At 57.7% G+C, this 14236-nt stretch carries 14 protein-coding genes; 10 read left to right on the top strand and 4 right to left on the bottom strand.

The genetic code is table 11. The annotated features are described in order from the left end of the window. Window positions 1–77: 77 nt before the first annotated feature. From queC to ybgF, 9 genes are all read left to right on the top strand, one after another. Window positions 78–764, top strand: a complete 687-nt coding sequence (queC, locus tag R2940_18060) for a 7-cyano-7-deazaguanine synthase QueC (protein MEZ4601699.1) — start codon at window positions 78–80, stop codon at window positions 762–764. Window positions 765–767: 3 nt separating this feature from the next. Beyond that, window positions 768–1565 carry a GTP cyclohydrolase FolE2 gene (folE2, locus tag R2940_18055; protein MEZ4601698.1) on the top strand — a complete coding sequence of 266 codons (798 nt, stop codon included), beginning with the start codon at window positions 768–770 and terminating at the stop codon, window positions 1563–1565. After that, window positions 1546–2277 (top strand): TIGR04282 family arsenosugar biosynthesis glycosyltransferase, encoded by a 732-nt coding sequence (locus R2940_18050; protein MEZ4601697.1) that lies wholly within the window; start codon window positions 1546–1548, stop codon window positions 2275–2277. Before folE2 ends, R2940_18050 begins: the two co-directional genes overlap by 20 nt. 86 nt (window positions 2278–2363) lie before the next feature. Continuing rightward, complete coding sequence (gene tolQ / locus R2940_18045) at window positions 2364–3038, top strand: protein TolQ (GenBank protein ID MEZ4601696.1); 675 nt, start codon at window positions 2364–2366, stop codon at window positions 3036–3038. Further along, window positions 3039–3476: a protein TolR gene (tolR, locus tag R2940_18040; protein MEZ4601695.1), complete on the top strand. Its 438-nt coding sequence runs from the start codon at window positions 3039–3041 to the stop codon at window positions 3474–3476. It abuts the gene before it with no gap. Window positions 3477–3496: 20 nt separating this feature from the next. Next, entirely contained in the window at window positions 3497–4462 is a 966-nt protein-coding gene (locus tag R2940_18035) for a TonB C-terminal domain-containing protein (protein ID MEZ4601694.1), read from the top strand. Window positions 4463–4466: 4 nt separating this feature from the next. Beyond that, window positions 4467–5759, top strand: coding sequence for a Tol-Pal system beta propeller repeat protein TolB (gene tolB / locus R2940_18030; GenBank protein ID MEZ4601693.1), 1293 nt, complete (start codon window positions 4467–4469; stop codon window positions 5757–5759). A gap of 264 nt (window positions 5760–6023) precedes the next feature. Continuing rightward, on the top strand, window positions 6024–6596 hold the full coding sequence (pal, locus tag R2940_18025) for a peptidoglycan-associated lipoprotein Pal (protein ID MEZ4601692.1): 573 nt from the start codon (window positions 6024–6026) through the stop codon (window positions 6594–6596). A gap of 57 nt (window positions 6597–6653) precedes the next feature. Beyond that, a complete protein-coding gene (gene ybgF / locus R2940_18020) occupies window positions 6654–7445 on the top strand; it encodes a tol-pal system protein YbgF (GenBank protein ID MEZ4601691.1) in 792 nt (263 codons plus the stop codon). Window positions 7446–7811: 366 nt separating this feature from the next. On the opposite strand, the gene ltrA is transcribed toward ybgF, so the two are convergent. Then, window positions 7812–9080 carry a group II intron reverse transcriptase/maturase gene (gene ltrA, locus R2940_18015; GenBank protein ID MEZ4601690.1) on the bottom strand — a complete coding sequence of 423 codons (1269 nt, stop codon included), beginning with the start codon at window positions 9078–9080 and terminating at the stop codon, window positions 7812–7814. A gap of 493 nt (window positions 9081–9573) precedes the next feature. Here ltrA and R2940_18010 point away from each other — a divergent pair, with 493 nt between their 5' ends. Beyond that, a complete protein-coding gene (locus tag R2940_18010; GenBank protein ID MEZ4601689.1) occupies window positions 9574–9894 on the top strand; it encodes a hypothetical protein in 321 nt (106 codons plus the stop codon). On the opposite strand, the gene R2940_18005 is transcribed toward R2940_18010, so the two are convergent. From R2940_18005 to R2940_17995, 3 genes are all read right to left on the bottom strand, one after another. Further along, complete coding sequence (locus R2940_18005) at window positions 9883–11580, bottom strand: hypothetical protein (protein MEZ4601688.1); 1698 nt, start codon at window positions 11578–11580, stop codon at window positions 9883–9885. The two genes, R2940_18010 and R2940_18005, sit on opposite strands and share 12 nt — an antisense overlap. 196 nt (window positions 11581–11776) lie before the next feature. Then, on the bottom strand, window positions 11777–13147 hold the full coding sequence (locus R2940_18000) for an alginate export family protein (GenBank protein ID MEZ4601687.1): 1371 nt from the start codon (window positions 13145–13147) through the stop codon (window positions 11777–11779). Window positions 13148–13636: 489 nt separating this feature from the next. Then, the gene (locus tag R2940_17995; protein ID MEZ4601686.1) at window positions 13637–14155 is read right to left on the bottom strand and encodes a TlpA disulfide reductase family protein; all 519 of its coding nucleotides are present in this window, start codon (window positions 14153–14155) and stop codon (window positions 13637–13639) included. Between the last annotated feature and the right edge of the window lie 81 nt (window positions 14156–14236).

The raw sequence follows: 14236 nt of genomic DNA, 5'->3' as shown, positions 1-14236 counted from the left end.
GCGCGGGGGCGCAACCCCGCGGTTCTGACGCAGTTTAGCGGAAGCGAAACTGCGCGGTATTGAAAGAAAGGCCTTTCATGGATAAAAAAGCTGTCGTCCTCTACAGCGGCGGACTCGACTCAGCCACCGTGCTGGCCATCGCCCGCGCCGAAGGCTTTGCCCCACACACCCTCAGTTTCGACTACGGCCAGCGCCATAACATCGAGCTGGACCGGGCCGCCGAATATGCCACCCGGCTCGGCGCCGTAGACCATCAGGTGCTTCGCATCGACCTGCGCCAGATCGGCGGCAGCGCCCTGACATCCGACCTGGATGTCCCCAAGGACGGATCTGCCGCAGACCAGATTCCCGTCACCTACGTCCCGGCCCGCAACACCATTTTTCTGTCCTTCGCGCTGGCCAAGGCCGAAGTCCTTGGGGCTTTCGACATCTTCATCGGGGTGAACGCCCTCGATTATTCGGGGTATCCCGATTGCCGGCCGGAATATATTTCGGCCTTTGAAAACTTGGCCAATCTGGCCACCCGGGCAGGCGTTCAGGGTGGCCGGTTTCACATCCACACGCCCCTGATCCGGCTCACCAAAGCCCAGATCATCCGCCGCGGTCTGGAGCTGGGAGTGGACTATGGCCTGACTCATTCCTGCTACGATCCCCGGCCCACAGGCGAAGCCTGCGGCCTTTGCGACTCCTGCCGACTGCGATTGAAGGGCTTCCGTGAAGCCGGCGCCGAGGATCCCGTTGCCTATGCGAAAGAAGAACAGTAAACGATGAACGATATGCGCGACATGCAGATGGAGCGGGATACCCGCAACATCCCCATAGACAAGGTTGGCGTCAAGGATATCCGCTATCCGATCGTGGTGATGGACAAAAGCAGGGATCAGCAGCACACTGTGGCCCGGATCAACATGTACGTCGATCTGCCCCACCACTTCAAGGGCACCCACATGAGCCGCTTCATCGAGATCCTGAACCAGTACCGCGGCGAAATCACGATGCGCAACATGGGCAGCATCCTCCAGGAGATGAAGGATCGCCTGGAAGCCACCAGCGCCCACCTGGAGATGGAATTTCCCTATTTCATCGAAAAGGAAGCCCCCGTCTCCCGGGCGCGCAGCCTGATGGAATACCGCTGCCGGCTGCAGGGTACCCTGGGTGAGAAAAAGGATTTCGTCCTCGGCGTGGAAGTGCCGATGACGTCGCTCTGCCCCTGCTCCAAGGAAATCAGCCAGCGGGGAGCGCACAACCAAAGGAGCGCCGTGCGGGTGGAAATCCGGTCGAAAAAGTTCATCTGGATCGAGGACCTCATCGCCCTGATCGAAACCTGTGGCAGTGCTCCCGTCTATTCCCTGCTGAAGCGGGAGGACGAGAAATCGGTCACCGAACAGGCCTATGACAATCCCATGTTCGTTGAGGATATCGTCAGGGCGGTGACCGAAAAGCTGCAGTCCCTGGAAGAGATTCTCTGGTTTCGGGTCGAGTGCGAAAATTTCGAGTCGATCCACAATCACTCCGCCTACGCCCTGGTTGAACATTCCTCCGGACATGACGACGCGGCCGAATGAACAGGGTGCCGTGACCGGCAACGCTCTCGGCATCTTCGCCAAGGAACCCTTGCCCGGCCTGGTAAAGACCCGCCTCTGCCCTCCGTTGACGCCGGAACAGGCAGCCCTTCTCTATCGCGAATCGCTCATGGAAACAGTGGAGGCCGTGGTGGCCCACGTGCCGGCCGAGCCGGTTTTGTTCTATGAGGGGGATGAAGGTTTTTTCAAGACGTGCTTCCCCCGGCTGAAGTGCATTCCCCAAAGGGCCGGCGACCTCGGACAGAGAATGAGCCAGGCCTTCGCCTACCTGTTTGCCGCCGGTTGCCGCACCGCCGCACTGATCGGCAGCGACAGCCCCGATCTTCCTCCTGCTCTGATCACCGAGGCCCTCGTCTACCTGGAACGGACCGATCTGGTGGCCATTCCGGCTGTGGACGGCGGCTACGTCCTGATCGGAACCCGGCAACACCGGCCGCAGCTTTTTCTGGATATTCCCTGGAGCACATCCGGGGTGTGGCCGGCGACACGTCAGCGGGCCGATGCCCTCGGTCTGTCCTGGCGCCTGGTCGAGCAGTGGTTCGACCTGGACCGTTCGGCCGATCTGCTTCTCCTCATTCACCGCTCCCCCTCGAGCAGAACCGCCAGACTGGCCCGCCGGCTGCTGAATTCGGTGCCGGATGAAGATTCTTTTTCCGGAATGACTGTTGACTTGCCTGGCGGTGATGACAGATAATCGGCCAGAACTTTGACACTCCCGGTTCACCTCAGAACACACTTTTCCGAAGCCGGTCATCAATCAGGAATAAGGAGGGATCACCCTTGGACCTCATTTTTGCAGCGGGGCCTGTCGTCAAGCTGGTGCTGCTTGTTCTCGTTTATTTTTCCGTCGCCTCCTGGGCCATCATCTTCTTCAAATACCGCGTCATCAGCCGTGCCAGCCGCGATTCCGAAAGGTTTCTCAACTATTTCTGGACGCAGAAACGGTTCGATGCCATCAACAAGGGGCTGAGCAACTTCGCCCACTCCCCCCTGACCGTGCTCTTCCGGGAAGGGTACCAGGAACTGCTCCACAGCCAGCGCCCGCGCAACGGCGAAGAGGATACGTCCCAGTTCACCGCCGAAATGGGCAAGGCGGACAATGTTGCCCGGGCCTTGCGACGCGCCACCACGCAGGAAACCCATCGCCTGGAAAAGTATCTCACGTTCCTGGCCACCACCGGCTCCACGGCGCCTTTTATCGGTCTTTTCGGCACGGTTTGGGGGATCATGGACTCCTTCCACGGCATCGGCCAAACCGGAAGCGCATCCCTGGCCGTGGTCGCTCCGGGCATTTCTGAAGCCCTGGTCGCGACCGCCATCGGCCTGGTCGCCGCCATTCCGGCTGTTATGGGCTACAATCATTTCGTCAACAAGGTCAATGTTCTGACCGGCGAAATGGACAATTTCAGCCAGGAGTATCTCAATATCGTCGAGCGCATGCTGCGGAGGGGCTAGATGGAAGTCGGCCAGAGAGACAGCGGCAAACGCAGCAGTCTGTCCCAGATCAACGTCACTCCCTTCGTGGACGTCATGCTGGTGCTGCTGATCATATTCATGGTCACTGCTCCCATGCTGGAGCAGGGGGTCGAGGTCAACCTTCCCGAAGTGGCCGATTCCCCCGGACTCGAAGCCGCAAATGAACCCGTAGTGGTCACCGTCACCAAAACCGGCGCTATCTCCATCGGCCAAACGGCCGTTGATGATGCCGCCAAGCTCGGCCCCGTCCTGCAGCAGATTCTAAAAGCGCGCAAGGAAAAGCAGGTTTTTCTGGAAGCCGACCGGGATGTTCCCTACGGCAGGGTGGTGCAGGTCATGGCCGCCATCAAGGGTGCGGGCATCGAAAAACTGGGCATGGTATCCCAGCCTCCGGACCCGACCCAATCCTCGAAATGATTTAAGAACGATCTGCCGATATGAGCACCAAACAAAAACATAGGGCCGATGCGAATGTCCGTCGCGAACCGAATTTCGCGCGGTTCGCCCTGCTCTCCCTGGTGCTGCATCTGGCGACTGCGCTCTTTTTTTCCGGCGTGCTGAAGCCCCGCCCGGTGCTGGAACACCGTCCGGTCTATTTCGTCGACCTGAGCAAGATGCCGGTGGCCAATCCCCGTGCCGGCCGTCCCGACGGCGCGGAAAAGCCCGACGGAAAACCTGCGGCCCCGAAACCCGCGGCCACGGCCGCGCCAAAGGCGGCAGCGCCTCCTCAAAACGTCCCGCCGCAGAAACCAGCCGTATCGAAGCCTGAGAAACCGGCCAGTAAGGCCCATCCGGATAAGGCCGTCGCGGCACCCAAGCCGAAGGCTGAAAAGGCAACGGCGGCTACTGCGAAAACGGGAAAAACCGCTTCAGAAAAACCGAAGCCGACGGCTCAGAAAACGGCGGGAAACTCCAAAGCGGACGTTGAAAAGAGCTACCAGGAAACCCTCGGCGCCATCCAGGCCCTGCAGGCCAAAGCCGAGCGGGAAGCCATCAAGGAAAGACTGGCTGCTTTGGCCAGCATGGATACGCGGAATACCGGAGGCTCCGGCGGAACGGGCGGCCGAAATGCCGGAGGCACCGGCGAAGTCCCCCTCGGCATGCCCGACGGCACGGGGAATGAAGCCGGGGTCAGCCAGGAGCTCTGGCTGCAGACATTCCTGAAGCAGAACTGGAGTTTTTCCAAATACCAGGCCAGCCGTCGCGATCTCGAAGCCACAACCCGCATCATCTATGGCGCCGATGGCAAATTGATCAGCTATGAATTCCTGAAGAAATCCGGAGACAGCAACTTCGATGATTCGGTCACCAAAGCGATTTTGAAGGAAAAACAGCTGCCCTTTTCCCCAAAACGCCAGGTCAACGTCGAAGTCGTATTCAACCTTAAAGACCTTATGGACTGACATCATGCGTCGACTTTTCCTGTTGTTCGCCATCCTCTTCCTGATACCCGCATCAGCCCTTGCCCAGATCGAAATCAGGGCACCTGGCCAGCAGACCATTTCCCTGGCCCTGACCACACTCCTGCCCGGTCAGGGGCAGCAGCCGCCCCCAGGGCTGGCCGCCGATTTCAACAAAACCCTGGCCAGCCTGCTCGACCTCAGCGGCCTGTTCTCCCTGGTCAATCCCGCTTCCTTCCTCTCCGACGCCCGCCGCCCGACCATGAACAGTACCGACATCGATTTCGGCCAATGGCGTCTGCTCGGCACCGAGGCGCTGGTCAAAGGGACAGCGGGCATGCAGAACGGCCGCCTGGTTCTGGAAATCCGGTTGTTCGACGTCGTCAACCGCAGACTGCTCAACGGCCGTCGCTACGTAGGCGATCCTGCCGACATCCACCGGATGGCCCATCGTTTCGCCGATCAGATCCTGGAAAGCCTGTCCGGTCTCCAGGGTCCCTTCAACACCCGCATCGCCTATATCGACAACCGGACCGGGCGCAAGGAACTCTACATGATGGACGTCGACGGGCGCAACGTCGTGCCATTGACTTCCCACCGGTCCATCGTTCTCAATCCCGATTTCTCGCCCGTTGGCAAGGAACTGCTTTTCACCTCCTACAAGGCCGGCAACCCCGATCTTTATCGCAAGGATATCTATTCCGGCCGTGAAGTGCGCCTGTCGGCCAGAAACGGGCTCAACATCGCCGCCAGATATCGTCCCGACGGCAGGGAAGTGGCCCTGACTCTCTCCCGGGATGGCAATCCTGACCTTTATCTGTTGGGCACAGACGGCACGGACCGCAAACGCCTGACCGACCACTGGGGGATCGACGTCGATCCGAGCTGGAGCCCCGCCGGCGATCGCATTGCCTTTGTATCGGACCGGCTCGGCAACCCGCAGGTTTTCATCCTCGACGTCTGGTCCCGGTCGGCGAAACGACTGCCGACCAGCGGCAAGTACAGTGCCACGCCTGCCTGGAGTCCTCGCGGCGACCGCATCGCTTACACCCGGCTGGAAAGCGGGAGGTTCGATATCTTCACCATCAAGCCCGACGGCACCGACGAGCGCCAGCTCACTTTCGGCCCCGGCAACAAGGAGCACCCGCGCTGGAGTCCGGATGGTCGTTTTCTCGTCTACTCCTCCGATCAGGAGGGCAAAAAGGCCATCTACATCATGCGGGCCGACGGTACAGGCGCCCGCCGGATCTCCCAATCGGCTGGAGCCTGCAGTCATCCGGCCTGGTCCGGACAATGGTGAGACTGCTTACCTGTTTGTTTTTTTTACCGGTTTCTGTATAATTAGCCGGCTGACTGGGTCATATCGGCTCCAGGCCTCCAACCAAAAACACCTGGGTATTGATTTTATCGTGGTATTTCCTTTTTTTCGGGAAAGGAGACAGTAGAGGGAATCGAAAAGACGTTTCCTGATCGGCAAACTGGCTGTAAAAGCAAAAAGCTTGAAATTCACGCACGGAAAAAGTTTCAACTCACTAACATGTCAATTAGAAAAGGGAGCGGGAAAATGAAAGCAAACAGCAAGAAACTTATTTTTCCAACGTTTTTGATTCTGGTCCTGGTTTGTCTCCTGTCCGCCGGCTGCGCAAAGAAGCCTGCCGCCACCGATGTGGACACCACCACCGCCACGACTGATGGAATGGCGACCGAGCAGATGGATCAGCAGCCCATGGGAGTTGGTGATTCGGCTCTTGGCGAAAGCGGCCTTGGTGAAGCAGATATGGGTTCGATGGCGGGCACCGCAGTCACCGGGCTGGAGCGCATTCACTTCGACTTCGACCAGTACAATCTCACTTCTGCCGCCCAGGAGACTCTGGTCAACAATGCCTCCTACCTCAAAGCCAACCCCGGCACCAAAGTGCGGGTTGAAGGTTACTGCGACGAGCGGGGTTCAGACGAATACAACCTGGCTCTCGGACAGCGCCGCGCCGAGGCCGCCAAGAATTACCTGGTATCCCTCGGGGTTGCCCCGGAGCGCCTCGCGGTCATCAGCTATGGCGAGGAAATGCCTCTCGATCCCTCTGCCACCGAGGAAGCCTACGCCAAGAACCGGCGGGCTGAATTCAAGGCCGAGATGTAAACTCTGATCTGGCGGAGGCTCCCCGGAGCCTCCGCGCAGCTCGAAAGGAATGAAACCGTGAAACTCCTGATGACAGTGCTGTCAAGCCTTGTTTTGCTGGGGACTCTGTCCGGATGCATCGCCACCCAACGCCAACTGAGCGTTGAGAGAGACCTGGAAGAGATGAAACGCCGCCTCGCAGCGGCCGAACGCAGCCTTGCCGCCCAGGAGAACAATCGTACCGGTGAAACCCGCGACAGGCTGGAAAACCTGACCCAACGCCAGGCAGAGCTTCAGGCCGGTCTCGACGCCCTTCGCCTTGAAAATCAGACCCTGAACGGCCGACTCGAAGATCTGTCCCGGTCCGGTGCCGAACTGCGGGAAGAGATGGCGCTGGTTCGCGACGATCTCGGCCTCAAGATCACCGCCCTCGAGGATCAGCTGAAGGGATCGGCTTCGGTCCGGACACCGCAGCAGGCGGCCAGGCAGAACGTCGAAACACCGGAGGATATCTACCGGCGGGGCGTCGACCTGATTCAAAAGCAAGGCCGCTACGAGGAAGGCCGCAAGGCCCTGCAGCAGTTCCTGTCCGCCAATCCCAAGCATTCCTTGGCGGTCAACGCCAGCTACTGGATAGGCGAAGCCTACTACGGCGAAAAGCAGTACGAAAACGCCATTCTGCAGTTTCAGGACGTCATCCAGAAGTACGGAGACCATCCCAAGGTCGCCTCCGCCCTGCTCAAACAGGGCCTGACCTTCCAGACGCTGGGCGACAAACAGAGCGCCAAGGCGATCCTCCAGAAACTGGTCAGCTCGTTTCCCATGTCCGAGGAAGCCAAAACGGCACAGCAACGACTGAAGTCCCTCTGATTTTTTAAATCAGCCAGTTGCCAGAATTTTCGAAAGGGCGGTTCCCCAAAGGGACCGCCCTTTCTGTTTATGCAATCCAAAGCTTTCACCAACGTCATTCCCGAAGCGATTTTGATCGGGAATCCAGCCTTTTAGTCCTTGAAAGCATGGATACCCGATAGACCCTTTCGGGCATGACCAATCGAATTAGCAAATGCATCAACATGGTAAGTCTCGGGTTTCCTCTGTGCCCTGTGAGCACTGTGGTACAGGCTTTTGGTGTTTATTTTAATCGAGTAGGGTGAGGCGAACTGATCAGGTTCGCCTCATCCCTCTCACAGAACCGTGCGTACGGGCCTCGTACACGGCTCCTGTCTTTTCTTTCTCTCAGTAGTCCTGAGGCAGGTATCCGGTTTGTACCGAAGCCATCTCAAAAAGACCCAATTCCCTTAAATAGCTGTTGGGAATGGCGTAGTTAGCCAGATTGCTGGCGGCATTGCACCAAGAGTTCATCTTTATTGCCTTGAACTCCCCCTGATAGCCAAGCTGTCTCAATCTGCGGTGCAGCCTTTGGGGCTTTTTCCACTGTCTCAACTGCTTGGCTCGCAGGCGCCTTCTGATCCACTGCATCAGCGCTCCAAACTCTTTGCGGCAGTTGGCCACTCGGAAGTAGTTGGCAAACCCGCGTATCACCGGATTCAGGTCGGCAATGACCTTGGCCAGGTTGACTGGCGAGTTGCGCTGGGTGATTTTCTTCACCTTGTCCTTGAACTCGCGCACCTTCTCTCGCTTGATCCGGGTGTACTTGGTGTGGATCGTGACGCCAAGATAGCTGACGCCCTCGAAGCTGGAGACGATGCGACTTTTTTGTTCATTGACGGTAAGGCGAAGCTCCCTTTCCAGGTATTCTCTTGCCACCTTGAGGGCATGGTGTGCCGCGCTTTTCGAGCGGGTGAGGATCAGAATATCGTCCGCATAGCGGACGATTCGATACCCCCGACTCTTCATGAACTGGTCGAAGGCATCGAGGTAGACGTTGGCGATGAAGGGGCTGATGACCCCGCCTTGGGGACTGCCTTCTTCGCTCGCCTGCCACCCTTCCGTGGTCATCACCCCACTTTGCAGAAACATCCGCAGCAACCCCAGAATACTGCCATCGGCGATCTTCCGGCGAAAGCTCCGAAGGATGAGATCATGGTCCAGGGTGTCAAAGCACCGCGATAGGTCCATGTCCGCCACCCACTTGAACTCATACCGCCGGATGAACAGGCTGGCCTTGGCGATCGCCTGGTGTGGGCTTCGCCCGGGCCGATAGCCGTAGCTCGATGGATGAAATTCCGGATCGAATAGCGGCTGCAGAATGTTCAGCAAGGCTTGCTGGACAACCCGGTCGCGAACCGCGGGAATGCCGAGCAACCGCTTCCCTCCACCGGCTTTGGGGATTTCGACCCGCTTGACCGGTAAGGGGCGGTAGCTCTTCTGCCGCAGTTCGCGTACAAGCAGGGCGATCTCTTCGGGCAGATGCGCGGCAAAATCCTCCACGGACTGCCCGTCGATGCCGGGCTTGCCCTTGTTGGATTTGACCTTGGCATATGCCTGAAGCAGTCCCTTCTCATGCACCATGCGGTCATAGAGACTGTAGTATTTCTTCGCCATGCTTGTTCCTGCGTCTCCTTGCCCTGCCCCTTCCGCCGTGCCTCGCGCTCTTGGCCGGAAGACCGTCGCCTTTTATCCCTCATGGGCAATCTACGACAGCGTATCCCGGTTACTTCGCTGGACGACCATTACCGGCAGACCCCTGTCACGGGCTACCGCCGTTAGCGTGTCCCACCCCGTCGGGCGGCTTGTGTCCGGCGTGACGTGAAAATGCAGTTTCCGAAGACCTTCGAGTAGACGTCATCCCTTCGCATTCCGCTCATGGCTTTTGGCACATGGCGGCCCCCGCCGACCAAGCAGCGGATCATCCCGGTTTTACCCTCCAGTCTGTTACCAGCTTTCACAGGCCGGGACTTCATCACTACTACGGAATCTTCTGCCACCTCGCACCGCATCGCTTGGCCTTGAGTCTCCTCTTGTGCCGCCCTTTTCCGGAAATCGACCGCCGATTTTCGGAACGATACGAGGCTTCCCCAGTTACTACGAGTTCCCTGTGAGCTACGCCATCCTCAACCACGCCACGGGTCTGACCAGGTATCGGGCTTCGCGCTATTTAAGACGCTTGCCCACCCGCAGCGCCGAATCAGGTTCGCTTGCGCTATGTGCAGATCACTTCCTATCGCTTCCTTCAGACCCTGCCGTTGCCAGCAACGCCCTTGCGATTCGGATTGTCTTCCCCCTGGTCGGGGTGACGCCTGTTTCTTTCAACAGGCCGGGTTTGCCCGCTTCGCTGGGCAAACTAAAAAACAAAGCCCCGGAGTTACCCGGGGCTTTCTTCAAAAAAATTGGAACAGGAGTTTTTTCAGTTGGCTAGAGGGAAGACCAGCAACTGGCTTTCGCCGTCCTTGCCGAAGATGGTTCCTTTTTCCGTCGCGATGAAAAGGACGTCCTTGCCGTTGACGGTCAGCCCCTGCAGAGGCACTTCCAGCTCCTCGCCCAGGGTTCCCTTGACGAACATATTATCCCGGTATTTCAGGACCGCGAGCCAGCTTTTCTTCACCCCGGGGTCCAGACCGGGAGCCGACAGCAGACTGGTATCGGATGCTACGGCCAGCAGCTCAAGCTGACCGTCTCCATCAAGGTCGGCAGCCACCGGCGGTATCTCAAAAGCAGCGTAGTTGATGTTGGTTTCCCGGGCGTTGGGCTGCTCCTCGTAAATGATCCTCGCCAGAGTTCCGCCCATCATCTTGGGGGACTTGTAGAGCTGCTTGGTTCCGGAATAGATGTAGAGCAGCCCGTCTCGTACGAAAATGGTCTCCTGCTGGCCGTTGCCGGTGATGTCGGCCATCAGGCTGCCGGCGACTGTGAAACGCTGCGGCAATTCGAAGGAAACCTCCTTCAGCGACAGGCTTTTCCCCTTCAAAGTTCCTTCCTTGATGAGGGTGCCCCAAACCATGGATCGATCGAAGTTCTGGGCGAGGAGTAATTCCCGGCGGCCGTCGCCGTCCCTGTCGTAGGTGCCGAACATCTGCGGGAGGAATTTTTCGACAAGGGTCAGACGATTGCCATCGAGCTTGTAGAGAGCGGAGCTTAACTGGCTGTCCTGCCATCCGGACATGGCCAGATATAGCTGACCGGCGGCCGGCTGCCACCAGTGCAGGGCCAAAACCTGGGCCAAATCGGCAGTTTTGGTTTCGGCGACAGGGTTGAGGCTGGCACCGACTCCCATGATTTTGATGGTGACCCCGTCACTGGCGGCCAGCAGCAGTTTCGTGCCATCATTGATGAAATCGGAAGTTACGGTCGGAAAACCGATGGCACCAACGGCCTTGAAACCTGGAAAGGCCGCCTCGTAGCGGACCCCGGCCGGCGCAGCGGCAGCCGGCGCGGACTCGAGTTTGTAGGGTACGGCCGCCGCCTGCACAGGGGCGGAAGCAGCGGCAACCGGTTGCGCACTTTCGGGTGCCGGATAGGTGCGCAGAATGCCGAAGGAACCGTCCCGAACCGTCAGCTTATGGGCATCCAGAACCAGAACCAGATCGACACTCCCGGACTTTGGCGGAGCGGGTTCCCCCGGTTTCGTCTTCTGCGCTGAAGCATAATCCTGCCAATCGAGAGCCGGCAGGGCCTCCTTGACTTGGGCGAAAACGGACTCGCCCTTGCCGGTATAATCCCAGAAGGCGGCCCTGAGGTTTTCGAAACGGCGGATCTGGTCGCCCCGTTGGATATCCTTGGCGGCCCCGACCGGCCGGGCATGGGAATACCCACCCTTGACCTGGGTCACCTGGAGCACGCCTTTGGTGATATCGAGAGTTCCGAGAACCTTCCCGGTTACGGGGTGGGTTATTTTTTCCCCGGCCTGCACTACGGCAAAGAGGTCACCGGTTTTAACGCCCTGGCTCGCATCGAGGTCGATGAGAAATTCACCCTGGACCGGGAGCACCACATACCCGCTGACAGACTTGAGATCCTTGGCCAGCTCATCGATTGTTCCGGCCAGTGCCGGCACGACGGACAGCAGCAACAGCAGCGCCAGAAACGACATCCGTTTGATAAACAAGGCAACCTCCTATTGGTTTAGCGAAGCGGTCTGAAAACATTGCTACAGGAATTTACAGGATATACAGGATAACAGGGCCTGCGCCAACCGAGAGTATCCTGGAGATCCTGAACCTTCCTGTTTTTGAGCCCCTGAAAAAAAAGGGCCGGGCAAAAAGCCCGGCCCAATCTACCATAATGCCTGACGTCAGGCAATCTTAGAACTTGAACTGGATGCGGGCGTCGGTGCGGAATACGTCGTCGGCATCCAGGCCACTCGAAAGTTGATCCAGTGCATCGCCTGCCACCAGGTAGCCGGCATTGATGTCGGCGCTGACACCCTTCATGATCTTGTAGCTGGCGCCAACTACGAATTCATGCCCGATCTCGTCCTCGGACTCACCGGCAACATACTCCATGTCTTCAGCGGTATTGTGCCAGAAGTACTTGCCCCAGACATCGGTCTTGTCGTTGAGGGCGTATTTCACGCCGGCATAGATAATCTTGTAGCCCTTGTCGGTGACGTAAAAGGCCTGGCTGAGAGAGTTGTCGTCGGCATAGTTGTCGAAAATGACGACAGAACCGAGGATCGAGGTGGAGATATCGATATGATCGAAGTTTTCAAGGTCGCCGTCGGCGTTGTCGTCATCGCCGGAGGCGTAGAGGCCGCCAAGAGTGAAGGTGAACTTGTCCATCTTGTAGTCGCCCTGGGCATGAAGCAGGTAAGCTTTACGGTCCAGGTCTTCATCGGCGATTTTGGCTTCGCCGGTGAGATAGATGGCGGTAGCCATACCGGAGAGATTGCCCCATTTTCCTTTTCCGGACAGACCGAGCCACATTTCCTGATCCTGGATGTTTTGAGGACCAGCGCCGCCAAGCAGCCCCACCAAGTCTTCTTGTCCCTGATCCAGATAGATCACGAAAGCATTGAGGGCACTGCCGTTTTCGAAAACATAGGTCACATCGCCAGCATAGGCATCGTCATACTGGCTTTTTTTGTCGCCGCCTGCATCGTCGGGGTTGCCCCAGTCATCACGGAACCAGCCGAGGGAGTAGGCCAGATTGCCTTCCTTGCGGTACCACTTCACACCGGCCGCATTATCCGTCCAGACAAAATCGTTGTAGCCGACGGGCATCAGGCCAACAGCCAGGCGGGAGGCGGGATCGAAGGGCAGGGCGAGATCCGTGTAGGCCCAGCGCAGCTCGAAGTTGTTTTTGTCGCCGCCAAAGGGGGCTTCGTCGTTTTCACCGAATTTGGCGCTGCCGAATTCGAAACCGACCACACCCTTGATCTTCTGCTCTTCGTCGGAAGCGACCAGGTGCATGCGATACTTGATTTCACCGAAGAAATCGCTGTCGTTCTCGTTCTTGTTGAAATCGATAGAGGGCAATACAGCAAGGCTGTAATCGACGCCGCCAAAGCCGATGTACTTTTCGCTATCTTTGGAAACGCGGACCGAAGTATCGGCCTGGGTGCTGTAGGAGAAGCGGTTGTTGAGGTCTCCATGCCATTCCACATTGAAGGCCAGGGCGGGGGTCGCCACGGCCAGGGCGATAAACATCGCCAAAACGGGTTTGAACTGTTTCACGGTCTTTTCTCCTTCCATCTTTAAAATAATAAAAATAAAGCCTCTTCTTCTCACTGACCGAAAAGAAGAGCATGCCGCATTGCCTGCGGCGGGGTGCCGGACCCCATTGGCCCGCAATGCACCCGAAAGCGATTTGACAAGAGACAGCGGCAAAGACTCTGCTGAACGAATCCCCTCCCTTCTGTCAAATTTTGCCGCTTCCTGATTAACTTAATGAATCAACCGATTCAACCTGTTTACAATTATGGTGCCAACTGGGATAAAGGCGCCGCCAGGTTTGCAAGTGCCCGTAATAGAGGGGAATATACGACACTTCTACCTCTTCAAAAAAAACCCCGACACTGCCGAAAATCCTCGATTGTGGCGCAACTGCTACAGCCCGGTGTTGCCCTGCAACCACATCCCTGAAACCGACACGACGGGATACTAGTGATCAAATGTTAAGTTTGTATGAGGTGATGACCCGGATGAGGGCGTGGGAAATTTTTTTTATTTAACCTCTGCCATCCCCTGGGTGGAATTGAGGGCACTGATCTTTTCCCGCAGGGACTCTATCTGCATCCGCAGACCGTCATGGACGATTTTGAAATTCTGGTCGATGAGAACCACCCGGGGAATCAGGTAGACCTGGTAGGCCTGATGCGCCTGGCCGTTATCCAGGACGGGAACATAGGTGGTAACGAAATCCTTGCCTTTCAGATACTTGGCGACAGTCTGCTCGGTTTCCTGGATGAAAACGTCCACCACGACCACATCGTTCTCTTTGAGAAATTTCCCCTGGGCCAGGAGATCGGCTGCCATGCCGGAACAGTCCGGACACCAGGTGGTACCAAGCTTGAGGATGATGATCTTCCCCTTGTAATCCGAGAGGCGTACTTTTTCGCCAGTGAGAGTTTTCGCCTTGAAATCGGGAGCTTTTGACCCAGTTTCGAGATAAGCCGCTGCCGGCCCGAGGCAAAGAAGGAACAGAACCGCTGTCATCAGGACCGTTTTCCACGAGAACATCATTGGGCGGACTCCTTTTGGAATTGGGGACAGGGCGGGGAAGGGCCCTATTATTTGGGAATAGACGGGTGGTGTCAAGAAGGA

This window comes from Syntrophotaleaceae bacterium, from assembly GCA_041390365.1.
Taxonomy (GTDB): domain Bacteria; phylum Desulfobacterota; class Desulfuromonadia; order Desulfuromonadales; family Syntrophotaleaceae; genus JAWKQB01.
This window is presented reverse-complemented; position numbering and strand designations above follow the sequence as displayed.

Bases quoted from the DNA above. Each gene is read 5' to 3' on its own strand.
- tolB (MEZ4601693.1), top strand. From the start codon at position 4,467: ATGCGTCGACTTTTCCTGTTGTTCGCCATCCTCTTCCTGATACCCGCA.
- pal (MEZ4601692.1), top strand. From the start codon at position 6,024: ATGAAAGCAAACAGCAAGAAACTTATTTTTCCAACGTTTTTGATTCTG.
- R2940_18050 (MEZ4601697.1), top strand. From the start codon at position 1,546: ATGACGACGCGGCCGAATGAACAGGGTGCCGTGACCGGCAACGCTCTC.
- tolR (MEZ4601695.1), top strand. From the start codon at position 3,039: ATGGAAGTCGGCCAGAGAGACAGCGGCAAACGCAGCAGTCTGTCCCAG.
- folE2 (MEZ4601698.1), top strand. From the start codon at position 768: ATGAACGATATGCGCGACATGCAGATGGAGCGGGATACCCGCAACATC.
- ltrA (MEZ4601690.1), bottom strand. From the start codon at position 9,080: ATGGCGAAGAAATACTACAGTCTCTATGACCGCATGGTGCATGAGAAG.
- R2940_17995 (MEZ4601686.1), bottom strand. From the start codon at position 14,155: ATGATGTTCTCGTGGAAAACGGTCCTGATGACAGCGGTTCTGTTCCTT.
- R2940_18035 (MEZ4601694.1), top strand. From the start codon at position 3,497: ATGAGCACCAAACAAAAACATAGGGCCGATGCGAATGTCCGTCGCGAA.
- queC (MEZ4601699.1), top strand. From the start codon at position 78: ATGGATAAAAAAGCTGTCGTCCTCTACAGCGGCGGACTCGACTCAGCC.